Raw genomic sequence first — 22,198 nt, 5'->3', positions numbered from 1 at the left:
GTCTTTGCGTCTTGTCACCATTCCACACGCATGACGGTTTCTCGCGAGGTGGAACTGGCGGGTCACATCATCGACTCCGGGACGATGGGGACAGCCTTCAGCATCGTGATGGATATGGGCGGTTCGTTCACCGTGGAGGCGTTCGACATCGGCCGGCGGAAGGAAGAGGAATCCTACGCCAGGTTACTGGTCGAGGCCGACGACACAGAGACGCTCCAGTCCATCGTCCACGAACTCCACCAGCACGGCGCGAACCCGGCCGACCCGACCGACGCGACACTGGAGCGGGCGCCGGCCGACCGGGTGGTCCCAGACGGCTTCTACTCGACGACGAACCACCCGACGTTCGTCCGCTACGAGGACGAGTGGCTCCCGGTCGAGAACATGGAGATGGACTGTGCCATCGTCGTCGAACCCGAGCCATCGAGTGACGGTTCGGACGGCCCCCGCGCCTACACCAAGGTCCTGAACGCCATCGAGGCGGGCGACCGCGTCGTCACGGGCGACACCGGTATCAGGGTCGAACCGCCGGAACGACCGCGGGACTCGGGTGGGACCTTTGGATTCATGCAGGGCGGCGTCTCCGCCGAACGGCCCTCGGAGTCGACTATCCGCCAGATCGCCGACGCGATGCGAGAGACCAGCGAGTCGGGCGGGGACGTACTCGCGGTCTGTGGGCCGGCGCTCATCCACTCCGGCGCCCGCGAGGACCTCGCTCGCCTCGTTCGCGAGGGCCACATCGATATGCTCTCAGCTGGCAACGGTTTCGCGGTTCACGACATCGAGCGGGACCTCTATGGCACGTCGCTGGGCGTCGACACCGAGACACTGGACCACGCTCGTCACGGCCACAAACACCACATCTACGCCATCAGCGAGGTCATCCGCGAGGGCGGCATCGAAGCGGCCGTCGAGTCGGGGACTATCGAGTCCGGCGTGATGTACGAGTGTGTCGCCAACGACCGCCCGTTCGTGCTGGCGGGCTCGATTCGCGACGACGGCCCGCTGCCCGACACCATCACCGACGCCGTCGAAGCACAGAACGCCATCCGAGCGCAGGCCCACGAGGCCGACATGGTGTTGATGCTCTCGACACTGCTGCACTCGGTGGCCGTCGGCAACTGCCTCCCCTCCACGACGCCGGTCGTCTGTGTGGATATCAGCCCCGCCACCGTCACGCAGCTGGTCGACCGCGGCTCCGCGCAGGCGGTGGGAATGGTCACCGACATCGGCACGTTCGTGCCGTTGCTGGCCGAGGAGCTGGTCGAGGAGTAGGGACCACGAGCGGCGCGTTGCGCCGCGAGTGGCCTTTTTCGCCCACGTTTTTCAACGAGTGGTGTGCGAGCGTAGTGAGCACACCCGAGGCAGAAAAAGGTGGATTGCGGAGGTTCGTGCCGCTGCTGGCCGAGGAGCTGGTCGAGGAGTAGGGACCACGAGCCTCGCGAAGTGACGGTGGTACGTAGCGAGAAACAACTCCGGAACCACTGGACGTGGAAGTCGCATCACAATTTCTTCTCAATAAAGCTACTAATCTGACCATGGTCACCCAGTCCGGTGCAATCGACTTCGGCAAGCGAGTCGCCTCGGACTTCTCGGAAAAGAACGTCACGTTCATGGCCGCAGCCCTGGCCTACCACGCGTTCATCTCGCTTGCGCCGATGCTGTTACTGCTGTTTGTCCTGTTTACCGCCGTCGGCGTCGGGCTGGAGACGCAGGTCATCCAGAGTGCAATCGGGTGGCTCCCCGGGCCGATTGCGGAGCTCGTCACGGGGCTGCTTCAGGGGGGGACAAACGGCGCCGGCGCGTCCATCATCGGATTGCTCGTGCTGGTCTGGGGGACGCTGAAGATATTCCGCGGACTCGACACAGCGTTCTCGGAGATATACGAGACCGTCGACACGAACTCCCTGGTCGACAAGTTCCGTGACGGGTTGGTCGTCTTCGTCGCGCTCGCCGTCGCGCTCGTGGCGATGGTCGGCTCCAGCATCGTGCTGGGCGGGCTCGCCGACCGTGTCCCGTTCAGCGACCTCTTGACGCCAGTCGCGCTGCTCGCCGGGCTCGTCGTCGCGTTCTACCCCATCTACTACGTCTTCCCGGACGCGGACCTGGGCGTCCGCGACGTGTTGCCCGGCGTCGTCGTGGCCGCCGTCGGCTGGGGGGCGCTGCAAGGACTCTTCCAGCTGTACCTCTCAGTGGCGGATCCGAGCGCGGGCAACTTCTTCGGCGGAGTCATCGTCGTCGTCACGTACCTCTACTTCTCGGCGCTGGTGCTCCTGCTGGGCGCCGTTGTCAACGCGGTCATCGGTGAGCACTCGCTGGGCGGGCCGGGCGGCGTCGGTCGCGCGACGACGCATTTCACCACCGAGCGGACCGAATCTCTCGAACCGGCCGAACTGGTCGCGTATCTGGCCGACCTCCGGACCGAGCTCCTGACCGACCGGGGCTCCCATCGGCGGACGGACCTCGTCGGGCCACGACCGAAACCGACCGGTCCCGTCGAGCTCGTCGAGCAGTCGACGACCGAGGGCGAGACGAACCAGTGGCTAGTGACGCTCCGCTGGGAGGTCTCTGACGACGAGCTGGTCGAGTATCTGGCCTCCCGGGCTGGCCCGGAGGCGAGCGAGCCAGCAGCCGACCGCCGGGTCGCGAACGAGTCGCAGGCCGAGGATTAGTCGTTATACTCCTTCGAGGTCCGAGCGGTACTCGTTGATGGCGTCGTCGGCGTCGTCGATAGTCTCGGCTACGTCGGTCCCGTCATTACTCTGGAGGTCGTTCAGCGCCGACTGGATGCGGGCGAGTCGACCGTGGTCGGGGCCGCGGTCGGCAGTCGAGAGCCGTTCGAGCTGACCGGCGAGCTCGCCGAGGCGCTCGCCCGCGTCGTCGTTTGCCGTGTCGTCGGCCGCCGATTCGAGCAGGTCACTGGCTGTCGCGAGTTCCTCGCGTGTCATACCCTGCTGTTCTGGCAAGCGGTGTAAAACAGTTCCTCCAGTGGAGGTTCCTGCAGCTATCTACGATGGCGTCCGGTTCCGGACCGATTTGTCGCCCACACGCAACCCACTCCGCGGGCAGCTACCGCCAGCGCGGCCAGCAACTTCGATGGACGCGGCGCTTCAGACAACTTCGACTGGGAGTCTACAGCGGAGGCCACACCGTCGTCAGCGTGACGCTCAGCATCGACCGCAACTGCATCGTCAACGATAGCGGCATCTATCCCCTGGAGTTCACACCTCGATTCGGCTATCCGACAATCGCCGTACAGGAAGATGGCTTCGACTCCCCGACCGGGCAGTTCTTGGACGACCTCGCACACGGTCGGGACCCCCGCCTGCGGGTCCACCTGGGGTTCCAGGTCGGCGTTCGCGCCGTGCTCCCGCCCTTCCCGTTCGACGACGAGAAAACCTATGACGAGAACTTACGCAACGCCACCGTCGTCTTTCAGACGGCTGACCGCGACGGCATACACCTGGAGGACGCGAAGTGTCTCTCCGATGGCGGCCCTTGCGACCCTTCGATGGTCGAGGGCCAATGGTGCGTGGCCGGGGAGAACGGGATACCCCTCGTCGTGACCGGGAAAGCCGAGACGATACAAGCGGCCCGGCGACAGTGTTACGACCGCATCGACGATATCGTGGTTCCCAACGGCTACTACCGGGACGACATCGGCGAGCGGTGGATCGCCGGGAACGGTGACCGGGTCCAGGCTTGGGGATATCTTATGTCGTCAGCCTGAACAGTCTCCCGGTAGTTCAAAGAAATTATATAATTAGTTTTGCGAAGGAACTGCATGGATAGAAGGACTGTGCTGTCGTCGGCAGCGGGCATTGGAACGGTCAGCTTGACGGGATGTCTGGGTATCTTGGACGACGAGTCCGACGAAGACGGTAGTGAAGACGACGGGACCGAAACGACACCAGACGGCGGGACCGAGACGACAACAGACGCCGCAGAGGACAGCCGGACCAGTTTCACACTCGGGTTCGAGGACCCCCAGCTCACCGCGTGGACTGTCGAAGACGACCGCTGGGGGCGAAGCGAAGCGTACGCCTACAGCGGCGACGCCAGTGCGGGAGTCGAGACCGACGACGAAGTGTCGCTACTTGCCACTGCGTCGCCGTCCGAACTCGGCGGCGGAGCCCAGATACGGGAGCTCAAGTACTACTGGCGAGAGACGAGTAATAGCAACGGTGGCGGGCTCGTGCTGGTCAACTCCGATGGCGAGTTCGAACTGTTCACGGGAAGCAATAACCCACAGTGGAACGTCATCAACGAACCAGAAATTGCACAGCGGAACGAGCCGAGCGACGGCTACGGGTACGAGCGCTGGATCGAAACAGCGCTGACGTTTGACTGGGACGACGGGACGGTCGAGGTCGCGTTCACCGACCTGACGGCCGGTGAGGGAACTACTGGGACGTTCGATCTCGTAAACGGCACCGACGTCGAGACGCTCCGACTTTACGGACTGAAAACGTCGGAGTATCGAGAGCCATACGAATTCCGCGCCGGAAGCTGCCATATGCACTGGGACGAGATTACGGTCACAATCTAGCTATTATTCGGTGGCTGTCTGAGCTGTGGGTCCAGCCCCGAGCGAGCCCGATAAATCGGTGGGGCGAAGACAGCGACTACTTGCAGGTAGATGGGACTCTCGGTGTGACTCTGCGGATGGAGCGAGTGACACGCTCGACCGCGTTAGGATAGTAGTACCTGCACGGCCCCAGTGGTTACCCGGCTGGACCTGGCAGCTACGTCTCGCTTAACCGGAGTCAACCGGTATCGATACTACAGCTATCTCCGGGTAATTAAAGCGTGTCCTGGTACGAACCCTTAACCCGCCATTTTCGAACCAGTAAGACGATGTATCCGCCGGGTCACGTCGGGCTTACCGCGCTCTTGTTCGCGCCGCTCATCTGCTGGTTCAGGCTTCGAGGCCGCCGGGCGGCCGCGACGGAATGTCTGGGTGTGGCGCTCGCGCTGGCCGTGCTCCCCGACATCGACAAGGTGTGGCCGGGGCTGGTCCACCGCGGCGTCACGCACACACTGCTTGCCGCCATGATCGCCGGCGTGCTCGTCGTCCTACTCTTTCGGGCGCCGGCGGTTGGCTCGCCGGGACTCGGTGGCGAACATCCCGCCGTCTGCTATCTGGTCGGCGCAGCCGGCGTCGTTTCTCACCTCGTCGGTGACGTCATCACGCCGATGGGTATCCAGCCGCTGTTCCCGGCCTCGCGGGCGGCCTACTCACTGGACATCGTCCAGGCCAGTTCGACGAGCGCGAACGTCCTGCTGGTCGTGGTCGGCGCCGCGGCGCTCGTGTGCAGTTACCGTGTCCCGGTCAGCCCACCGGTCGAGGCGGGCGGGGCCGAGGAGTCGGCTCGGGGGCGGCCGCTCTCGGACCAGCGCTAGCCTCGGGACTGCTGGACTCCGCACGACCCACGTGGCCCGTCGGCCTTCGGCGCCTGCCAACCGCCACCCTATGTCGATAGCGCCCCTACTATCGTCTGTCAGATGGACGCGACCCAGCAACAACACGACCTGCACGTCTCTCGCACCGACCACGACGACGGGTGGACGGTCGCCGCGGACCTCCACCCCCTCGCCGACGACGAGGTGACCGTCGAATGCATCGACGAGACCGCTGTCGTCGCTATCGACACGCCGACGTTGCGGACCGAAATCGACGTCGACCTCCCCGATAGCAGCGGGACTGCGACGCTGCACAACGGCGTGCTCGTCGTCGAGAGTTCCAGCTAACACGGCTCGTTTTCGCCGTTACCGGACGCCCGCACCACGACCGCAGTCAACTCCACAAGAGATTTCACCCGCATGGCGGTAGCTGTGGGCAATGACAACGTCGCCGGAGAAGCTACCGACGCTCAGTGGCTCCGTGCCGCCGGTACGGGAGTGGGCGCGGACGTTCGCTATCGGTATCTGTATGGGCAGCGCCGACGCCGTTCCGGGTGTCTCTGGCGGGACCATCGCGCTCATCGCCGGTATCTACGGGCGGCTCATCGCGATGATAAACGCGCTGACGCCCACGCGCATCGTCACGTTCCTGAAAGCCCTGACGCCGCTGGACGGCGGCTTCGACTTCCGAGGGGCGCTGCACATCTTCGACGAAGTCGACGGCTGGTTCGGGCTGGCGCTCGTCGCGGGTGTCGGTCTGGCGGTCGTGCTGATCACCCGCGCGGTCAGTATCCTGGCCGACGAGGCGCCGGCACTTCTGTTCGGGTTCTTCTTCGGGCTCATCGCCGTCTCGGCGGTCATCCTGTTGCGTGAAATCTCGTTCGACTCCATGTTTCAGCTCGTCGCGGGTTTCGTCGGATTCTCTATCGCCTTCCTGCTCGCCGGCCCCGTCGAATTTCTGGAGACTCACGCCCTCCTCATCGTCTTCCTCGCGGGCGCGGTCGCGGTCAGCGCGATGATTCTCCCGGGTATCTCCGGGTCGCTGTTGCTCATCATCCTCGGCCAGTACAAGTTCATGTCGGACACGCTCAGTCGGTTCATCGACGCGTTGCTTTCCCCCGTAACCGGCGGGTCGTCCGCGACACTCGTCACCGACGCGACCGTCGTCGTCACCTTCATCGCGGGCGGGTTCGTCGGCCTCTTTACCGTCTCGCGGGTCGTCCGTCGCGCCCTCGACCGAAATCGACCGGCCACGATGACGTTTCTCGTCGCACTCGTCGTGGGAGCGCTCAGAGCGCCCATCGTCGTGACCAGAGAGGAGACGGCCGCCGGCTTCACCGACGAGGTCCTGTTCGCCTTCACCGCCGCCGCAGTCGCCGGGAGCCTATTTCTGCTCGCGCTCAACTGGTTCGCCGTCGACCTCGACCTCGACACGGTGTAGCCAGCCGTCGGCGCACACCCGCAGAAAGCACTTATCACCGCCTGTCTACCGCCCGACATGGACAGGAGAACGTGGCTCCTCGCCGGCTGTGTGCTGGCGTTCCTCGTCGTCGGTGGCGGGATATATATCGGTCTCGCCGGGCAGAACGCACACGGCACGCCGCCTACCTCGACGTCGAGCCGGCCGAGGGGAACGTCTCAGCGAACGAGACTGTCGCGTTCGAAGAACTCTCACCGGCCCAGCAGGAGCTGTTCGAGCGGGCCCGCAACTCCTCGGAGCTAGTCGAAATCCCGGGCGACCTCGACTACACCGTGTTCGCCGAGAACCGATACGTGCACTATCAGAATCGAACGTACGAGGTCGCCGTCGCCGTCTCCTGATACTGTCGGCTGTACGTTCCTAAAGCTATTCGCCACCCAGGGGTGGCGAAGTACTTCAGTTTGTTACAGCCGGCAGTATGACCGGTCAGAACCCGAACGCGCGACGGTACTGGGGCGGCCCTTCGATTTCGTCGGTCGCGTCGAGTGCCTGTGCCGCGTGAAGTGTGAAATACGGGTCACGGAGGTGTTCGCGCCCGACGATGGTCAGGTCCGCCCGGTCGTTGGCGACGATGGCCGCTGCCTGCTCGGGCGTGGTGATTCCGCCGACCGTGCCGACGGCGATGTCTGAACTGGACTCGCTCCCGATACGCTCGGCGTAGGGAAGCTGGTAGTTCGGCCCTGCGTTCTCGGGCCAGGAGTCCGGGCTGATTCCGCCGCCGCTGACGTCGATGAGGTCCGCGCCCACGTCGGCCAGGTCGTCGGCCAGTCGCACCGAGTCCTCGACGGTCCAGGACTCCCGGTCTGGGAGCCAGTCGGTCGCGGAGATGCGAACGAAGACAGGCTTGCCGTCGGGCCAGACCTCTCGAACCGCAGCCGTGACTTCACGCGTGAGCCGTATCCGGCCATCGAAGTCGCCGCCGTAGCCGTCCTCGCGCTCGTTGGTCACCGGCGAGCAGAACTCGTGGAGGAGATAGCCGTGGGCGGCGTGGACCTCGGCGACCTCGAAGCCCGCCTCCCGTGCGCGCTCGGCGGCCGCACGGAACGAGTCGACGACCGATTCGATGTCGTCTCGGGTGAGCCGCTGTGTCGCCGGGGCCTCGTCGTCGTAGGGCCACGGCTCGCCGCTCGGGCCGACGACGTCCCAGCCGCCAGCGTCTGGCTGGAGCGGTTCGTGGCCCTCCCACGGGCGACTCGTCGAGGCCTTCCGGCCGGCGTGGGCCAGCTGGATGCCGGGGACACTGCCCTGGTCGCGGACGAATTCGGTGATTGGTTCGAGCGCTGCGGCCTGCTCGTCGGTCCAGATACCGAGGTCTTCGGGGGAGATGCGCCCGCGGGCCTCGACGGCGGTGGCCTCTGTCATCACGAGCCCGGCGCCGCCGACGGCACGGGAAGTGAGGTGGGTCCGGTGCCAGTCCGTGGCGACGCCGTCGCGGGCGTCACAGGAGTACTGGCACATCGGGGAGACCATCACTCGATTGGGTATCGTCGTCTCTCGGAGGGCCAGGGGGGTAAACAGGGCTGTCATCGGCGGATGTTCACCGGCGAGTCTGATAACTGCCGGGGTCCCGGAACCGGCCGTTACCGCCAGACGGCGCCGCCCAGGCGCGTCTCCGAGAGGTCGAAGTCGAAGCGTTCGGTCTTCAACAGCCCGGCCCCCAGCAGCCCGGCCAGCGCGACCGGTATCCAGTTCGCGTAGAAGAGGTTGATACCGCCCCACAGCAGGACGAAGCTCACCAGGTCGTCCAGCATGAACTCACACTCCGCGAGCCGGCGGCGCAGTCCGGCCCGGTCGAACCCGAGGTCGAACAGCAGGACGGCCACGGCCCCCGACAGCAGCCAGCCCAGATAGTTCGACCACGGGACACCATAGAAGGCCTGGTTCTCGTAGGCCCAGAAGCCGATTGCGACAGCGCCGGGGTCCAGCACGAGGTCGACGAGTATCACGGTCGCCAGCGTGGCCAGGAGCCGAACTGGTGTCGATTCGGCTTGCTCACCGAACAGCAGCAGGACCAGCAGGTAGGCGTTCAGGACGAGCGGGAAGAAAAAGACCGGCAGGCCCAGTGGCACCTCGCCAAACAGCATCGGTCCGAGGTCCACACCGTAGGTAAACTCGCCGTACGGCCACCCCGTCCGCACGCCGACGAGTTCGATGCCGTAGGAGTACAGCGTGAGCGCCACGAGCGCGAGCGTCGCCTTCCGGTCGAGCAATGGCGCGACGCCGGCCACCAGCGGCAGTCGCATCACCAGCGTCCCGAAGAGGACGAAGAACGGATTGAACGCCAGCGGCGGCGGGAGCAGGCCCTCGGCGCTGGCAAGCAGCGTCACCGCGCCCACGAGGGGGAAAACCACGGCGATGGTAAAGCGGTGCTCGCGGACCAGCGCGTCGAGCCGGGCGGCTACCTCGTGGCGGTTGTCGGGCATCGACCAGTCGGCGACCCCATCAGCCATACAGCATCACCCAGAGTCCCACCAGCGTAAAGGCCATCCCGACGAGCGTGTTGATCGCTGGATACCACCAGTAGGCCTCGTCGACGTCGACGCCGACCGCGAGGATGCCGAAGACGAGGCCCGGATAGACGAGCAGGAGACCGCCGAACACCCAGTGGGTGTAGGTGAAGACGAAGGCGGCCGAGAGCCAGCACATCACGCAGTAGTAGTAGGTGTTTGACGTACCGAGGAACGTCGCGGTCGTCTCGATGCCGGCCTGGCGGTCCGGTTCGATGTCCGGAATCGCAGAGAAGGTGTGCATCCCCATCGTCCAGAGCCACGCGCCGGCGACGGCGCTCGCGGGCGGGGCGACCCCCTCGATAGCGGCGTACGCGACGACGCCGGGGAGGATGTAGAGCCCGTTCGACAGCGAATCGAGGAAGGGAGTGGTCTTGAACCGCAGCGGCGGGGCGGAGTACTCTATCGAGAGGGCGGCCCACGCGAGGAGTGCGACGACGCCGAGGGCGGGCAGGAACGGGAGGAACCCGGCGGCAAGTAACCCCGAGGCGACGATGGCAGCGACGACGACGCGGTCCCCGCGATAGCTGACCTCGCGGCCCTCGTCTTTCTTGGGGTTGACCTGGTCGATGTCCCGGTCGAAGATGTCGTTGACGCCATAGAGGAAGACGTTCGCCGGAATCGTGAAGTACAGAAAGAGTGCGATAGCCAGCGGGGAGAACAGCTCACCGGGGCCGTCGGCGGCGTACGTGACGGCGACGACGACCGGGCCGCCCTGGTAGAGCCAGAAGCGGGGTCGGGAGAGCCAGAACAGGTAGCCGGGGCGGCTCTCCTCGCCCGGGAGCACACTGGTGAGTCGGTCCGTCACGGTACTCATTCGTGGTCGTCGATGAGGCGCTTGGCGGTGTGTTCGCCGCTGATGAGACACATCGGGACGCCGACGCCGGGGGTCGTGAAGGAGCCGGTGAAGTAGAGCCCGTCGACGGCCGACGAGCGGTTGTTCGGACGCAAGAGCGCCGTCTGGCGCAGCGTGTGGGCCAGGCCAAGCGCGGTGCCCTCCGTGGCGTTGTACCGCTCACCGAAGTCGGAGACGGCGAACTGCTTCTCGTAGACGATGCGGTCGCGCAGGTCGACGCCGGTGTGCTCGGCGATGTCGGCCAGAATCTTCTCGCGGTACTCCTCGCGGACGGCGTCGCCGTCGTGCAGCCCCGGCGCGATGGGGACCAGCACGAAGAGGTTGGAGTGGCCCTCCGGTGCGACGGAGGGGTCGGTCTCGCTTGGCACACAGAGGTAGTACGCCGGTTCGTCGGGCCAGTCGGGCTCCTCGAAGATGTCGTCGAAGTGTGGCTCCCAGTCGGTCGGGAGCACGAGCGTGTGGTGGGCCAGCGGGTCGACGTCGCCCTCGACGCCCATGTACAGCAGGAAGGCAGAGGGCGCGTACGTTTTCTTCTCCCAGTAGTCGTCGTCGTACTGCCGTTCGTGGTCGGGCAGGAGTTCCCGCTCGGCGTGGCCGTAGTCGGCGTTGACGACGACCTCGTCGGGGTGGTACGTGTCTCCGGTGACCGTCTCGACCAGGAACCCCTCCTTGCGCCGGCTGATTTCGGTGACCTCGCTGTCGGTCTCGTAGGTCACGCCCAAGCTCCTGCCGAGTTCCACGAGCGCGTCGACGACGGCCCCGATACCCCCGTCAGGGTAGTAGACGCCGAGGTTGAAATCGACGTGACTCATCATGTTGTACAGCGCCGGCGTGTTCTTCGGAGAGCCACCGAGGAACACGAGCGTGTACTGCATTATCTGCTGGAGCTTGGGGTGGGTGAAGTAGTCCTCGACGTGGCCCTGCATCGACCCCAGCAACTGGAGGCCGATGGGCGCGGCGGTCATCACGTCCAGGTCGACCCAGTCCCGCAGCCGCGAGCGGTCCTCGTAGACGAACTTGTTCATCGCCGTCTCGTAATGGGTCTCGCTCGTTTCGAGGTACTCATCGAAGGCCTCACCGGCCCCGGGTTCGTAGGACTCGAACAGCTCGCGCATCTCGTCGTTGTTCCCGGTCACGTCGAGCTGGTCGCCGTCCTTGAAGAAGATACGGTAGTGGGGGTCCAGCCGTTCGAGGTCGTAGTAATCGCCCGGCTCCTTGCCGAAGTACGCGAAGAAGCGCTCGAAGACGTCGGGCATCAGATACCACGACGGGCCCATGTCGAAGGTGAACCCATCGGCCTCAAGCCGGGAGGCACGGCCGCCGACCTGCTCGTTTTTCTCCAGTACTCGGACATCCGCACCGGCGTCGGCCAGATAGCAGGCCGCCGAGAGGCCGCCAAAACCGCCGCCCACCACGACAACCTCGTCTCCGGACAGGTCACTCATTATCCTTCTCTCGGGCCCGGAGCGACAATAAAGGCGCGCCAAACAGGGTTGGTGTGTGAAATCGACACAGGGAACTCGCTCCCGGCCCGGGGGCAGGCAGGGACAACGGCGATACTTCTGGAGCCCTACGCGCCGGTATGGACGACGCGACAGTTGTCGTGACGGGCGCCAGCCGGGGCATCGGGGAACAGGTTGCGCGAGCGGTCGCCGACGCGGGCGGCCACGCGGTCGTCTGTGCCCGGGACGCGGACGCCCTCGACGCCGTCGCAGACGATATCGACGAGGGGAGCGGTGCGGTCACCGCCGTCCGAGCCGACGTGCGTGACGAACTGGACGTCGAACACCTCATGCAGCGGGCGACGACAGTCGGCGGTGCCATCGACGGCGTCGTCGCCAGCGCGGGGGTCTATCATGGCCCAGCGGGCGAGACGCCGCTACACGAGGAATCCTACGCCGCGTTCGACGACCACTTGCGGACGAACGGGCGCGGCGTGTTCGCCGCCGTCCGCGAGGCAGCCCCACATCTCGCCGAGGGCGCGCGCGTGGTCGTTCCCACGGGCGCCGTCGCTCGGAAAGGGATGCCCGGTTACGGCTCCTACGCCGTCTCGAAGGCCGCTGCGGAGGCGCTGGTTCGGGGCTTCGCGGCCGACCTCGACGCCACCGTCGGCGCTGTCGACCCCGGAAAGGTCGACACCGACCTCTCGGGCGATGGCGGGCGCAACCCCGGGGACGTGGCCGGAATGGTGCTATGGGCGCTGGAGGACGCATCCGCGGAGACCCTCGACGGCACGGTCCTCGACTGGGGCGACTACCGGAAAGCGACGCGTTAACGAGGCGTCTCCCCGGGCCACCGAGATACAGTGGCCTGCGAGGACCGACGGGCTTATTAGTAACAACAGGGTTGTATCGATTAATGGCTATTAACGACCACTCTATTTTTAATAACCCGGGGGAGTACTCACTTCTCGGGTTCGCGAGTGTCGTCGTCCTGCTCGTCCTGTCGGGCCTCGCGGTCACCGGGGGCGCCGGGAAGGTGCTCGTCATCTCCTGGGTCGCCTTCGTGGCGATGGGGCTGGGCGCGTGGCTGGGCGCCCGTGCCACGGAGACGAGCCCGTATCGACTCGTGTGGGGGTACGGCCTCGCGAGCGGCGCGATGGTCACCTCGGCGGCGATGTTCCTCGTCCCGCAGGCGATGGGGCTGGGCGCCGCCGCCGGTACCCCCCGAATCGGCGGTATCGGTATCGCCGCGGGTATCGTCGCCGGCTACGGGACCCACACCATCGGCCACCGACTCACGCACGTCGAGACGAGCTTCGACACGACGACGGCGGCAATCACCGCCCACGCGCTATCGGCGGGGCTCATCATTGGACTGGTGTACGCCTCGATGCCGACGCTCGGCCTCCTGCTCGGGCTGGCTATCGTCTCTCACAAGGGGCCCGCGGGCTATGCCGCCGCCCGCCGACTGGTCCGTGAGAACAACTCCGCGACCGCGCTCTTGGTCCCCGCAGCCGGTGTCGGCCTGACGGCTATCCCGTCGGCGCTCGTGACAGTCCCGGCCAACCCGGCTGCCAACGCTATCATCTTCGGCTTCGCTGCCGGTATCTTCCTCCACGTCGCGATGGACTTCCTCCCCAACTGCGAGGCCGGCAGCGAGATAGACGAGGTCTGCTCGCTGGAGGAGCACTCCCACGACCTGCTGGACGAACTCCGGACCCACGGCGTCGCCTCGACTGTCCTCGGCGCGGCTATCGTCGTGCTGGCGTGGGTCGCTATCTCGGCCTGAGACGACGAGTCACTCCGGCACGAACGACATGCCGTCTCCCGGCTGGGGCCCGCCCTGTATCTTGCTCTCGCCTGGGTCTATCTCGAGGACACTGCTTACCGGGTAGACGCGCTCTATCTCACCCCAGTGTCGTCCGTCACCGCCCTCGTAGGCGACGACGTAACCGCTCCTGAGTTCGATGCGCTCGTGACTTCTGACGTCCCCCGTTGTCAGTTCGATTGTTGCCATCGTTCGTTTCACTCGGGACTCTATCGAATATTACTTTCGCCGATGGCTCCGACCAAAGAATTGTCAACTGTCTTCGAACATCTTCGCAGTGTCATGACCGACCGGGACCTCACACCACCGGAGCTCGACCATACCCATCTCCCCGACCAGACGATGTACAAAATCGACGCCGACGCCGCGAACCACTTCGAGCAGGGCGGCGAGGACATCGAGACCTACCCGATCGCTATCACCAACGATTTTAAACTGCTCTACTTCGAGATGGCCCCCGGCGCGACCATCGACTGGCACACCCACACGCCGGCCTTCGACGAGGTCTGTCTCTGTCTGGCCGGCGAAGCCAGGTTCACGCTCGAACGCGAGGACGGGAGTCACCAGGTCCTCGAAGCGGAGCCGCGCGAATCAGTGTACATCCCCGGTGGCGCGCGCCACAAGATAGACGCCGTCGGCGACGAGCGCCACGAGGGTCTCGTCACGATGCCGTCGGACCCCGTCGCCCGCGTGGAGATGCTCGACGGGGCCGCTCCCTATCGGATAGAGGACTGGCCCGTCGCGCTCTGGGTCGACCGCAAGCGCGACGAGGTCGTAAAAAAGGACGACGACGCCGTCTCGTCGTGAGCCGGACGGCCGCGCTCAGCTGTCGTCGGCCGGCTCGATGTAGTGGTCCAGGCTATCCCGCTCGCCGGGGACCTGGAGGAAGTACCCCGTCCCGTTCCGGTCGTCGGGCGGGACAGCGTCGAACGTGTGCGTTTCGCTCGCTCCGGGTTCCAGCTCTCCGGCGATACGACCCACCGGGGTGGACGCTATTTGCGGCCCCTGACGGTTGAGCGCGAAGACGTACCGGCCGGCGCTGTCACCCTCGTTCGTCACGCCGACAGTTATCTCCAGGTCCGACCCGTCGCCGGCCGTCTCAGGCCCATCGAGGGACACCGAGAACGACGGGAGCGGGTCTTCGAGTCGCTGGACCACGGTCTCCGGTAGCGTCCACGACCCGTCTCCCCAGGCGAGTTCGGCGTCGGTCCCGTCGCCGGTCTGCGGGAGTGCGAACACCAGCGGGCCGCCGTTCTCGCCGTACTCCTCACCGTCGAAATCACCGCGGTAGAGCCGGCCGTAGAACGATTCGGGGGTGTAGCTCGCCCCGCTGAACCGGAACTCGACGGCCGAGCGGTCGGGGACACCACCTTCGAGATTGAAGAAAAGGTACTGGCCGGCGTCGTCGACGACGCTGAGGGAGTCGTCGCCGGCCGTGACGACGCCTGGCTGGACCATGGCCGCCGTTATCTGGACGTCCCCGTCCAGCGTGGGGGTCCGGGTCCCGCCCGCCGTCGGGACCGGGGCCGGCGTCACGGTGCTGTCGACCGACGGGTCGTCGCCGGAGCCGGTACAGCCACTGCCGGCGGCCAGCGACCCGACGAGCGCGAGGAGGCGGCGGCGCTGCATGGCTGGCGCTACCGGCGAGACATGTAAAAGCTTTCAGGTGACTTCGACCCCGGCTGGAGCGTCAGTTGTACTCGCGCCAGCGGTAGCCACACTCCTGGCACTTGAAGAATCGAGTCGGCGGCTCGTCGGCCGCGCCGGTCTGTTTGATGGTGTACCACGCTTTGGTGTGGCCACACTCGTCACAGATGACGTCGTCGGCAGTGGGTTTACCCTCGAAATTGTCGCCCTCCTCGGTCTCGATGAGCTCGTCGCCTGACTGTTCCTCCGTGCTCACGAAATCCCCGTCGCTGTCCTGGTCTGCCGTATAATCACAGCTCGTACACTGCATCACGCCGTCTTGCTTTTTCATCATCGACCCGCACTCGTCACAGAACTGCATATGCGGTATTCGACGACCCCCGCAAAAGTGTCTTACCCCTCGTCTTCGAGCTCGCGCTGCTCGGCGACGACGGGACAGTTCAGCAGCCGGACCGTCTCCATATCGAGGTACTCGATTATCTCGGCCTCCTCGTGGGTACAGTGGGCGTTGGGCGGACTCGAGAAGAACTCACACTGCTCGCAGAAGCGGTGTTTCGATACGTCGGTGTAGCGGGTGCCCTCGACAGTCGCGGTTTCGGGCTCTTCGTTCAGCGATTCCCAGACCTCGTCGGCGTCGACGCTCTCGACGTCGACCGACTCGAAGGCGCTCTCGCCCTCGCCGAACGGGTCCCCCTCGCGACCGTCCATCCCCGCGAATGGGTCGTCACCGCCGAGCGTGTCGTCTTCCACTGGCTCGCTGGCACCGCTGCCGCCCGCGGGCGACGGGCTGGGTGTCGTGCCCGGGCCGCTCTCGAAGGGGTCGCCCTCGTCGATGAACTCCTCCTCGAAAGCGGGCTCGTCGTCGGCGTCCGTAGTCGAGTCGCCCCCGGTCCCGGCTGGCGCGTCTGGCGTACTGTCTCCATCTGCCTGCTCGGCGTCGCTCTCCCCCGCCGTCTCGTCCGGCCCGGTATCGCCGAGGCGCTCGAACGGGTCGCCCTCGCGGTCCGCTGGGTCCTCGAGGTTTTCGAACGGGTCGTCGCGCTCGTCGTCACTCATCTGTCGGCCCTGCCTCTAGCTGTGCGGCGGTGACGAGCGACGCCTTCTTGCGGATGATACCGCCCTCGGGCTGGACGTCCGAGACCGTCGAGCTGCAGTGGGGACACTGCGGGTCGGTGAGCAGTCCGATCTCGACTTTCTCGCCGCAGCTCTGACACGACGCCGACGAGATACCCTCCTGTGCGGCGGCGCGTTTGATGCGGTCGACGGCCTTCTGGTGGGCGTCGCGGCCGCCCTGGTCGTCCCGCAGGTCGTTGACGACCCAGGCGACACGTTTGAGCTTCTCCTCGGTGTCGTCGAGTCGCTGCTCGAACTCGTCGAAGCGAGTCTCCAGGTCGTCGACGCGCTCTGTCTGGGCGGTCATATCGTCCTCGAACTCGTCACGGGCCGCGACGAGTTCGCGGTTCAGTTCGGCGACGCTCCCGTCCAGTTCCTCGACCGTCTCGAAGGCGTCGTGGTCGGCGGGCGCCTTGCCGTCCAGTTCGCGTTTGAGCTGGACGACCCGCTGGCGAACGTCGGTAATCTTCTCGGTGAAGTCGTCCTCGACCGCGTCCAGCCGCCCCTCGACGCGGGACTCGACGGCGTCGGTGATATCGGGCAACCGGTCACGCACTGTCGAGTCGACGCGTTCTTCGAGGACGTCGTCGACGGCCGCCGCGACGGCGGCGTCGAGTTCGTCCTGCATCGCGTCCTCGACGCGGGCTTCGACGTCGAGCGCGGTCGCCAGGTCGCCCCCGTCACGCTCCGTCGTCGTGCGGTACGCCGCCAGCAACTGCGTGACGAGCTCCTCGCGCGGTTCGCCCAGTTCCCGCGCGCGCTCGTCGAGCCACTCGTCGAGCTCCGGCGGCAGTTCGACGGCGACCACCCCCTCGTCGGTCGACTCACTGGCCATTACGTGCCCTTCTACGGACGAGATAGTTAAGGGTTTGCTGCCAATTTCAGGAGACGAGACTGGCACCTCTAGCGTATCTTCCGGACGTCGCTGATGTCGAAGCCGGCGTCGCCGAGTTCGGTCTCGAACTGGACGATATCTTCGTCCTCTATCTGGGAGAGGACGCCGCGGAACTGCTTGACGACGAGCGTCCGGGCCCGGGTCGACCCTCCGGACTCCCAGGCGAACTCCATGGTGCCGTGGGCGGCCTCGGAGAGCTGGCCCGTCCGCGTCGCGGACAGGGTCTCGTGGTTGAGATGCAGGAGGATGAGCCCGCCCCACTGGTGGGCCGCCTTCTGGATGCCCGAGACGAGGAAGGTGATGTCGGCCCAGTCGATGTCCTCGCCCATCGCCGCCACCAGGTCCGACAGGGAGTCGATGACGACGAGGTTGTTCGGGGCGATGTTGCTGAGTCGATTCCCCAGTGCGCCCAGCAGGTCTTCGCGTTCGTGGCGCGCCCTGAGGTCCTTGATCGACGGCGTCTCGTCGGCGTACCACTCTCTGGGCACCGGACTCATGTGGAAGTACCGCTCGGACATGTCGTGAAACTCGACACCGGTGAGTCCCGCGTCGAGCACCTCGTCGTCCATCGCCAGCCGCATCTCGTCGGCGAGCTGGCCTTCGCTCGCGGTGAAGGAGAGGTAGTGGACCCCCTCGGGGAGTATCGCCTTCTCTGCGGGGTCACCGTAGTAGAGGTCGAACAGTTCGGGGTCCTCCTCGGCCATCCCGTTGATTATCGCGCTGGTGTGCATGAACTCCCGCGAGCCGGCACCGGCCTGGCCCGACAGCAACACGACGCTCCCCGTCGGCGCGCCCCCGTTGATGATGGAATCAAGCTGCTTGACACCGAAGGGGATGCGGTCCATACACGCCTTCGCTACTGTGACTGCTTAAACGCTTGGCCCGGATTTTGGCCGGCGATAATCGGCACTCTCTCCCGTGGGACAGTTATCCGCTGTCGTCGAGCGTCGCCCCGCGGTTTCGCGGGGCGGCCACGTGGACCTCGCCGCCGACGCCCGCGGCCTCCAGCGCCCGGTAGCCCGCTTCCTTCGCCTTCCCCATCCCGTCGGTGTCGGTCAGGCCCCACACCGTCGGTCCCCAGGAGGACTGGCCCGCGCCGGTGACAGTCGGCGCATCCGCGAGGTGTTCGACGATACTGCCCGCGGGTGGCCGGTAGACGCCCCCCTGCTCGTCGGCGTACCACGCGCCGTTGAGTCGGCCGAGCCGCGCTGCAGCCCCACCGAAATCACGCCGGCTGCGCGTCGCGATTGCTGGCAACAACCGGCGGGTGAGCAGTGCAGATATCTGGTCGGCGATACCGGGGTCGGCCCGCTCGATGGCGGTGCGCATGCTGCGGTCCTCGTCGCTCCCACTCTGACCAGGGTCGGTGTCCGGGACGACGAGGAGGAACCGCCAGTCGGCTGGGACGTGATGGCTCGCCACCACCGGCGGCACGTCCCAGTCTCCTTCGGCCGGTGGGTTGTGTGTGAACCGCTCGGTCGGATGGCCGCCGTCGACGACGAACCCGCCCGCCTCGAAGGTCGCTACGCCGACGCCGCTGCGCCCGCCACGACCGAGCTGTGGTGCGACCGTCCGCGCGTCGACCGTCAGGTCGTGGGCACGTGCGACGGCGATGAGCGTCGCAAGCGCGAGCTGTGTGCCGCTGCCCAGGCCCACGTGGCGCGGGAAGCGCTCGTGGACCCGTACTTTCGCACCGGCCACGTCCAGCACGTCCACCACCCGCTGGGCGTATGGCTTGGCCGCTTCGTCGTCACAGTCCAGCTTCTCGGCCGGCTCGGCCTCGACGACCAGCTGGGGCTCGTCGAGTGCGAGCCCGACACCGCCGTAGAGTCGCTCGTGGGCCAGCGAGAGGTTCTGGAAGCCAAAGTGCAGTCTCGCCGCGGTCGTGACCGTCGCCATTACCGGAGGTTCGCGGTGGCGCGGAAAAGAACCTACCGTCACCGGAGGCTTTCGCCAGCCGTTCTCCGCTGGTGTACCAAACCGCGGCGCCAGTCAGTTCAGCGAACCCGACTTGTCGTCTCGGAGCGTGGTCACCGTTCCGTCGATAGCCCCTGTTCGCGCTCGACCGTGTTCGAGACGACTTCGGCCACGATACCGCCGAGTACTCCGAAAAACACCGGAAAGGTGAGCGCGACCAGCGTCGCAGGGACCGGTGCCGGTCCAGCGGTAACGCCAGCCAGTGACGCCGCATCGACCACTGAATTACCGACATGAACCCATCTGGACGCATCCGGCCCCACCACCGGGACGGATGCCACCCAGAGCAACAGGAGCAGCGGGGGTGCGTAGCCGAGCAGTATGTAGGCCCCACTGAGCGGTGTCACCGAATCCGAAGGGCCGTCCGATAACCGCCCTGTGAGTACGACCGTCAGGCTCCCGGCGAGCATGAGTAGTACAGGCGGGAGGACTCTCAGAGCGGCGTAGGTGTCCGATTCTCCCGTCAAAGCGTAGAGAACACTCCTGGTTATGGTCGCGCTCTCCCACTGAACGGTTGGTTGGACACCCTTGAGCTCGAAATAGGTCCACACGGTGGCTTGCAGCGGACTAACAGTTCTCGCTGTGAGCTCTGTAAACGGCGCTGTTGAACCAGGGGCCCCCGCAGTAACGGCCGAGAGGAAGGCGCCGGTGAGGAAGACCCCGACCAGCGCAGTGGCCCCACCGATAGCTGTCCCGATGGCCCAGGCTGAGCGAAGGGAGGGCGGCACGTAACGAGCGGTAGCTCGCCCACCTAGATAAATATTTGACATTCTGGGCAGCAATATAGGCCTCCGTATTGCGATGGTCTCGCCACTCCTCACCCGTCGCAGTAACGTCGAATCTCGACGGGTCAGTCACGGCGCTTAAGACGCCGCGTAGCCTTCGACGGTGTATGAGCAAGCAGGAACGCCGCGAGGAGTCGGGCAAGGACCCGAACCTGCGGAGCAGCGAAGTCACCGAGGGGACCGACCAGGCGCCCTCCCGGGCGATGTTCCGGGCGATGGGCTACGACGACGAGGACCTCGATTCGCCGATGGTCGGCGTCGCCAACCCCGCCGCGGATATCACGCCCTGTAACGTCCACCTCGACGATGTCGCCGACGCGGCCTACGAGGGTATCGACGACGCCGGCGGGATGCCTATCGAGTTCGGGACCATCACTATCTCCGACGCCGTCTCGATGGGGACCGAGGGGATGAAGGCGTCGCTCATCTCCCGAGAGGTCATCGCCGACTCCGTCGAACTGGTCTCTTTCGGCGAGCGGATGGACGGCCTCGTCACCATCGGCGGCTGTGACAAGAACATGCCCGGGATGATGATGGCCGCTATCCGGACGGACCTGCCGAGTGTGTTCGTCTACGGCGGCTCCATCATGCCCGGCGAGCACGACGGCCGCGAGATAACTATCCAGAACGTCTTCGAGGGCGTGGGCGCCGTCGCCGACGGGGACATGACCGAGGACGAACTCGACGAGATGGAACGCCACGCCTGTCCCGGGGCGGGCTCCTGTGGCGGAATGTTCACCGCGAACACGATGGCCTCCATCTCCGAGACCATCGGCCTGGCACCGCTCGGTTCCTCGGGCGCGCCCGCCGAACACGAGGCCCGCTACGAGATCGCCGAGGAGGCCGGCGCCGTCGCCATCGACGCCATCGAGAACGACCGGAAGCCCTCGGACATCCTCACCCGGGAGTCGTTCGAGAACGCCATCGCGCTCCAGGTCGCCACCGGCGGGTCGACCAACGCCGTCCTGCACCTGCTGGCGATGGCCGCCGAGGCCGACGTCGACCTCGACATCGAGACGTTCAACGAGATAAGCAAGCGGACGCCAAAGATTGCCAACCTCCAGCCGGGCGGGACTCGCGTGATGAACGACCTCTTCGAGGTCGGCGGCATCCCGGTCGTCCTCAAGGCACTGCTCGATGCGGACCTGCTCCACGGCGACGCCATGACCGTCACCGGCGAGACGCTGGCCGAGGGTCTCGAACGTATCGACCCGCCGGCCATCGAGGACCTCGACGTCGACTTCCTCTACACTGTCGAGGAACCCAAGAACGAACAGGGCGCCATCCGCATCCTCACCGGGAATCTCGCCCCTGACGGCGCGGTCATCAAGATCACCGGCGAGGACCACCTCCACCACGAGGGGCCCGTCCGAATCTTCGACGACGAGGAGAGCGCGATGCAGTACGTCCAGGAAGGCAAGGTCGAGTCCGGCGACGTCATCGGCATCCGCAACGAGGGCCCACAGGGCGGGCCCGGGATGCGGGAGATGCTCGGTGTGACCTCGGCCGTCGCCGGTCAGGGCCACGCCGAGGACGTCGCGCTGTTTACCGACGGTCGGTTCTCCGGGGCCACGCGTGGGTTCTCCATCGGCCACGTCGCGCCCGAGGCCTTCGCCGGCGGCCCCATCGCCGCGCTGGAGGACGGCGACACCATCACCATCGACATCGACGAACTGGAGCTCTCCGTCGACCTCACCGACGAGGAGTTAGAGGAGCGCCTGGCGGACCACGACCCCGAACCGCAGTACGACAACGGCATCCTCGCGAAGTATCATCGGGACTTCGGCTCGGCGGCCAACGGCGCGGTGACGAACCCCGGCGCGAAGTGGGAGTGAAAACGTAGCATACCGCGCCGCAGGCGCGGTTTCACCGGAATCGAGCGTAGCGAGATTCCGGCCTTTTTCGCCCACGTTTTTCGAGGAGCCTTCCCGCAGCACCGCTACGTGGTGCGAGGAAAGGCGACGAAGAAAAAGGTGGATGCGCAACATAGGAGTACGCTGGGACAGTATTGTGCCACAGTGACCGAGACGTACGTCTGTTCGCACTGTGAATCGACCGTCACCCGCCCCTTCCAGATACGGTCGATAATCAGGACCTGCGGGGAGTGCGACGAGAACGGCCGGTTTCTGCACGAATCGCTGGTCGAGTCGCTGGACTCGTTGCCGGTCGAGGAACTGCCCGAGGGCTGGGAGTCGATGCCGCTGGACGAGCGGTTCAAGGCGGCGCTGCGGGAGGGACTCATCCAACTGACTCGGGAGTAGCGAC

At 65.9% G+C, this 22,198-nt stretch carries 25 protein-coding genes and 1 pseudogene; 13 read left to right on the top strand and 13 right to left on the bottom strand.

Annotated elements, in window-relative coordinates:
- The first annotated feature begins 30 nt into the window (after positions 1 to 30).
- The gene (locus EGD98_RS07835) at positions 31 to 1,275 is read left to right on the top strand and encodes an ornithine cyclodeaminase, nickel-pincer nucleotide-dependent (protein WP_220587779.1); all 1,245 of its coding nucleotides are present in this window, start codon (positions 31 to 33) and stop codon (positions 1,273 to 1,275) included.
- 263 nt (positions 1,276 to 1,538) lie between these two features.
- Positions 1,539 to 2,672 (top strand): YihY/virulence factor BrkB family protein, encoded by a 1,134-nt coding sequence (locus tag EGD98_RS07830; RefSeq protein ID WP_220587778.1) that lies wholly within the window; start codon positions 1,539 to 1,541, stop codon positions 2,670 to 2,672.
- Positions 2,673 to 2,675: 3 nt separating this feature from the next.
- Here the strand turns inward: EGD98_RS07830 and EGD98_RS07825 are convergent, their stop codons facing one another.
- A complete protein-coding gene (locus EGD98_RS07825; protein ID WP_220587777.1) occupies positions 2,676 to 2,948 on the bottom strand; it encodes a DUF7553 family protein in 273 nt (90 codons plus the stop codon).
- Positions 2,949 to 3,169: 221 nt separating this feature from the next.
- On the opposite strand from EGD98_RS07825, the pseudogene EGD98_RS07820 reads away from it, so the two are divergent.
- The 6 genes and pseudogenes from EGD98_RS07820 to EGD98_RS07795 all read left to right on the top strand — a co-directional run.
- A pseudogene (locus EGD98_RS07820) lies at positions 3,170 to 3,730 on the top strand (phosphoribosylamine--glycine ligase); the annotation flags it as partial.
- Positions 3,731 to 3,784: 54 nt separating this feature from the next.
- Positions 3,785 to 4,549, top strand: coding sequence for a hypothetical protein (locus tag EGD98_RS07815; protein ID WP_220587776.1), 765 nt, complete (start codon positions 3,785 to 3,787; stop codon positions 4,547 to 4,549).
- 308 nt (positions 4,550 to 4,857) lie between these two features.
- Complete coding sequence (locus tag EGD98_RS07810) at positions 4,858 to 5,403, top strand: metal-dependent hydrolase (RefSeq protein ID WP_220587775.1); 546 nt, start codon at positions 4,858 to 4,860, stop codon at positions 5,401 to 5,403.
- A 102-nt stretch (positions 5,404 to 5,505) separates the two neighbouring features.
- Entirely contained in the window at positions 5,506 to 5,751 is a 246-nt protein-coding gene (locus EGD98_RS07805; protein ID WP_220587774.1) for a DUF7127 family protein, read from the top strand.
- 91 nt (positions 5,752 to 5,842) lie between these two features.
- Positions 5,843 to 6,844 carry a DUF368 domain-containing protein gene (locus tag EGD98_RS07800; protein WP_220587773.1) on the top strand — a complete coding sequence of 334 codons (1,002 nt, stop codon included), beginning with the start codon at positions 5,843 to 5,845 and terminating at the stop codon, positions 6,842 to 6,844.
- 71 nt (positions 6,845 to 6,915) lie between these two features.
- Complete coding sequence (locus EGD98_RS07795) at positions 6,916 to 7,224, top strand: DUF7979 domain-containing protein (RefSeq protein WP_220587772.1); 309 nt, start codon at positions 6,916 to 6,918, stop codon at positions 7,222 to 7,224.
- Positions 7,225 to 7,309: 85 nt separating this feature from the next.
- Here the strand turns inward: EGD98_RS07795 and EGD98_RS07790 are convergent, their stop codons facing one another.
- From EGD98_RS07790 to crtD, 4 genes are read right to left on the bottom strand one after another with little or no spacing between them, the layout of a single operon-like run.
- Positions 7,310 to 8,410: an NADH:flavin oxidoreductase/NADH oxidase gene (locus tag EGD98_RS07790; protein WP_220587771.1), complete on the bottom strand. Its 1,101-nt coding sequence runs from the start codon at positions 8,408 to 8,410 to the stop codon at positions 7,310 to 7,312.
- Between the two features lie 53 nt (positions 8,411 to 8,463).
- Entirely contained in the window at positions 8,464 to 9,333 is an 870-nt protein-coding gene (cruF, locus tag EGD98_RS07785; RefSeq protein ID WP_220587770.1) for a bisanhydrobacterioruberin hydratase, read from the bottom strand.
- Positions 9,326 to 10,207, bottom strand: coding sequence for a prenyltransferase (locus EGD98_RS07780; protein ID WP_220587769.1), 882 nt, complete (start codon positions 10,205 to 10,207; stop codon positions 9,326 to 9,328). Before EGD98_RS07780 ends, cruF begins: the two co-directional genes overlap by 8 nt.
- Positions 10,204 to 11,691: a carotenoid 3,4-desaturase gene (gene crtD / locus EGD98_RS07775; protein WP_220587768.1), complete on the bottom strand. Its 1,488-nt coding sequence runs from the start codon at positions 11,689 to 11,691 to the stop codon at positions 10,204 to 10,206. Before crtD ends, EGD98_RS07780 begins: the two co-directional genes overlap by 4 nt.
- A 137-nt stretch (positions 11,692 to 11,828) precedes the next feature.
- Between crtD and EGD98_RS07770 the strand changes: the two genes are divergently transcribed.
- Entirely contained in the window at positions 11,829 to 12,521 is a 693-nt protein-coding gene (locus tag EGD98_RS07770; RefSeq protein ID WP_220587767.1) for an SDR family NAD(P)-dependent oxidoreductase, read from the top strand.
- A gap of 83 nt (positions 12,522 to 12,604) precedes the next feature.
- Positions 12,605 to 13,477 carry a ZIP family metal transporter gene (locus EGD98_RS07765; protein WP_220587766.1) on the top strand — a complete coding sequence of 291 codons (873 nt, stop codon included), beginning with the start codon at positions 12,605 to 12,607 and terminating at the stop codon, positions 13,475 to 13,477.
- Positions 13,478 to 13,486: 9 nt separating this feature from the next.
- On the opposite strand, the gene EGD98_RS07760 is transcribed toward EGD98_RS07765, so the two are convergent.
- Positions 13,487 to 13,705 (bottom strand): hypothetical protein, encoded by a 219-nt coding sequence (locus EGD98_RS07760; RefSeq protein WP_220587765.1) that lies wholly within the window; start codon positions 13,703 to 13,705, stop codon positions 13,487 to 13,489.
- A 93-nt stretch (positions 13,706 to 13,798) separates the two neighbouring features.
- Between EGD98_RS07760 and EGD98_RS07755 the strand changes: the two genes are divergently transcribed.
- Positions 13,799 to 14,323 carry a cupin domain-containing protein gene (locus tag EGD98_RS07755; protein ID WP_220587764.1) on the top strand — a complete coding sequence of 175 codons (525 nt, stop codon included), beginning with the start codon at positions 13,799 to 13,801 and terminating at the stop codon, positions 14,321 to 14,323.
- A 15-nt stretch (positions 14,324 to 14,338) separates the two neighbouring features.
- Here the strand turns inward: EGD98_RS07755 and EGD98_RS07750 are convergent, their stop codons facing one another.
- From EGD98_RS07750 to EGD98_RS07720, 7 genes are all read right to left on the bottom strand, one after another.
- Positions 14,339 to 15,145 (bottom strand): COG1361 family protein, encoded by an 807-nt coding sequence (locus EGD98_RS07750; RefSeq protein ID WP_220587763.1) that lies wholly within the window; start codon positions 15,143 to 15,145, stop codon positions 14,339 to 14,341.
- A gap of 61 nt (positions 15,146 to 15,206) precedes the next feature.
- A complete protein-coding gene (locus EGD98_RS07745; protein ID WP_220587762.1) occupies positions 15,207 to 15,524 on the bottom strand; it encodes a transcription factor S in 318 nt (105 codons plus the stop codon).
- 32 nt (positions 15,525 to 15,556) lie between these two features.
- Positions 15,557 to 16,219 carry a DUF8135 domain-containing protein gene (locus tag EGD98_RS07740; RefSeq protein WP_220587761.1) on the bottom strand — a complete coding sequence of 221 codons (663 nt, stop codon included), beginning with the start codon at positions 16,217 to 16,219 and terminating at the stop codon, positions 15,557 to 15,559.
- Positions 16,212 to 17,111 carry a hypothetical protein gene (locus EGD98_RS07735; RefSeq protein WP_220587760.1) on the bottom strand — a complete coding sequence of 300 codons (900 nt, stop codon included), beginning with the start codon at positions 17,109 to 17,111 and terminating at the stop codon, positions 16,212 to 16,214. The genes EGD98_RS07740 and EGD98_RS07735 overlap by 8 nt, the downstream gene beginning before the upstream one ends.
- Positions 17,112 to 17,179: 68 nt before the next feature.
- Entirely contained in the window at positions 17,180 to 18,016 is an 837-nt protein-coding gene (locus EGD98_RS07730; protein ID WP_220587759.1) for an RAD55 family ATPase, read from the bottom strand.
- Between the two features lie 82 nt (positions 18,017 to 18,098).
- Complete coding sequence (locus EGD98_RS07725) at positions 18,099 to 19,070, bottom strand: beta-ribofuranosylaminobenzene 5'-phosphate synthase family protein (RefSeq protein WP_220587758.1); 972 nt, start codon at positions 19,068 to 19,070, stop codon at positions 18,099 to 18,101.
- Between the two features lie 131 nt (positions 19,071 to 19,201).
- A complete protein-coding gene (locus EGD98_RS07720; RefSeq protein WP_220587757.1) occupies positions 19,202 to 19,876 on the bottom strand; it encodes a hypothetical protein in 675 nt (224 codons plus the stop codon).
- 164 nt (positions 19,877 to 20,040) lie between these two features.
- On the opposite strand from EGD98_RS07720, the gene ilvD reads away from it, so the two are divergent.
- Entirely contained in the window at positions 20,041 to 21,768 is a 1,728-nt protein-coding gene (gene ilvD, locus EGD98_RS07715) for a dihydroxy-acid dehydratase (RefSeq protein ID WP_220587756.1), read from the top strand.
- 183 nt (positions 21,769 to 21,951) lie between these two features.
- A complete protein-coding gene (locus EGD98_RS07710; protein ID WP_220587755.1) occupies positions 21,952 to 22,194 on the top strand; it encodes a hypothetical protein in 243 nt (80 codons plus the stop codon).
- The last annotated feature ends 4 nt before the right edge of the window (positions 22,195 to 22,198 follow it).

Origin of the sequence: Haloarcula salinisoli (genome assembly GCF_019599405.1) — an archaeon.
GTDB classification, from domain to species: Archaea; Halobacteriota; Halobacteria; order Halobacteriales; family Haloarculaceae; genus Haloarcula; species Haloarcula salinisoli.
This window is presented reverse-complemented; position numbering and strand designations above follow the sequence as displayed.

Coding starts and splice junctions, on each gene's coding strand:
- cruF (WP_220587770.1), bottom strand. CDS start 9,333: ATGGCTGATGGGGTCGCCGACTGGTCGATGCCCGACAACCGCCACGAG.
- EGD98_RS07745 (WP_220587762.1), bottom strand. CDS start 15,524: ATGCAGTTCTGTGACGAGTGCGGGTCGATGATGAAAAAGCAAGACGGC.
- EGD98_RS07750 (WP_220587763.1), bottom strand. CDS start 15,145: ATGCAGCGCCGCCGCCTCCTCGCGCTCGTCGGGTCGCTGGCCGCCGGC.
- EGD98_RS07815 (WP_220587776.1), top strand. CDS start 3,785: ATGGATAGAAGGACTGTGCTGTCGTCGGCAGCGGGCATTGGAACGGTC.
- EGD98_RS07805 (WP_220587774.1), top strand. CDS start 5,506: ATGGACGCGACCCAGCAACAACACGACCTGCACGTCTCTCGCACCGAC.
- EGD98_RS07790 (WP_220587771.1), bottom strand. CDS start 8,410: ATGACAGCCCTGTTTACCCCCCTGGCCCTCCGAGAGACGACGATACCC.
- ilvD (WP_220587756.1), top strand. CDS start 20,041: ATGAGCAAGCAGGAACGCCGCGAGGAGTCGGGCAAGGACCCGAACCTG.
- EGD98_RS07725 (WP_220587758.1), bottom strand. CDS start 19,070: ATGGCGACGGTCACGACCGCGGCGAGACTGCACTTTGGCTTCCAGAAC.
- EGD98_RS07810 (WP_220587775.1), top strand. CDS start 4,858: ATGTATCCGCCGGGTCACGTCGGGCTTACCGCGCTCTTGTTCGCGCCG.
- EGD98_RS07765 (WP_220587766.1), top strand. CDS start 12,605: ATGGCTATTAACGACCACTCTATTTTTAATAACCCGGGGGAGTACTCA.
- EGD98_RS07760 (WP_220587765.1), bottom strand. CDS start 13,705: ATGGCAACAATCGAACTGACAACGGGGGACGTCAGAAGTCACGAGCGC.
- crtD (WP_220587768.1), bottom strand. CDS start 11,691: ATGAGTGACCTGTCCGGAGACGAGGTTGTCGTGGTGGGCGGCGGTTTT.
- EGD98_RS07740 (WP_220587761.1), bottom strand. CDS start 16,219: ATGAGTGACGACGAGCGCGACGACCCGTTCGAAAACCTCGAGGACCCA.
- EGD98_RS07735 (WP_220587760.1), bottom strand. CDS start 17,111: ATGGCCAGTGAGTCGACCGACGAGGGGGTGGTCGCCGTCGAACTGCCG.
- EGD98_RS07755 (WP_220587764.1), top strand. CDS start 13,799: ATGACCGACCGGGACCTCACACCACCGGAGCTCGACCATACCCATCTC.
- EGD98_RS07730 (WP_220587759.1), bottom strand. CDS start 18,016: ATGGACCGCATCCCCTTCGGTGTCAAGCAGCTTGATTCCATCATCAAC.
- EGD98_RS07770 (WP_220587767.1), top strand. CDS start 11,829: ATGGACGACGCGACAGTTGTCGTGACGGGCGCCAGCCGGGGCATCGGG.
- EGD98_RS07825 (WP_220587777.1), bottom strand. CDS start 2,948: ATGACACGCGAGGAACTCGCGACAGCCAGTGACCTGCTCGAATCGGCG.
- EGD98_RS07780 (WP_220587769.1), bottom strand. CDS start 10,207: ATGAGTACCGTGACGGACCGACTCACCAGTGTGCTCCCGGGCGAGGAG.
- EGD98_RS07835 (WP_220587779.1), top strand. CDS start 31: ATGACGGTTTCTCGCGAGGTGGAACTGGCGGGTCACATCATCGACTCC.
- EGD98_RS07800 (WP_220587773.1), top strand. CDS start 5,843: ATGACAACGTCGCCGGAGAAGCTACCGACGCTCAGTGGCTCCGTGCCG.
- EGD98_RS07830 (WP_220587778.1), top strand. CDS start 1,539: ATGGTCACCCAGTCCGGTGCAATCGACTTCGGCAAGCGAGTCGCCTCG.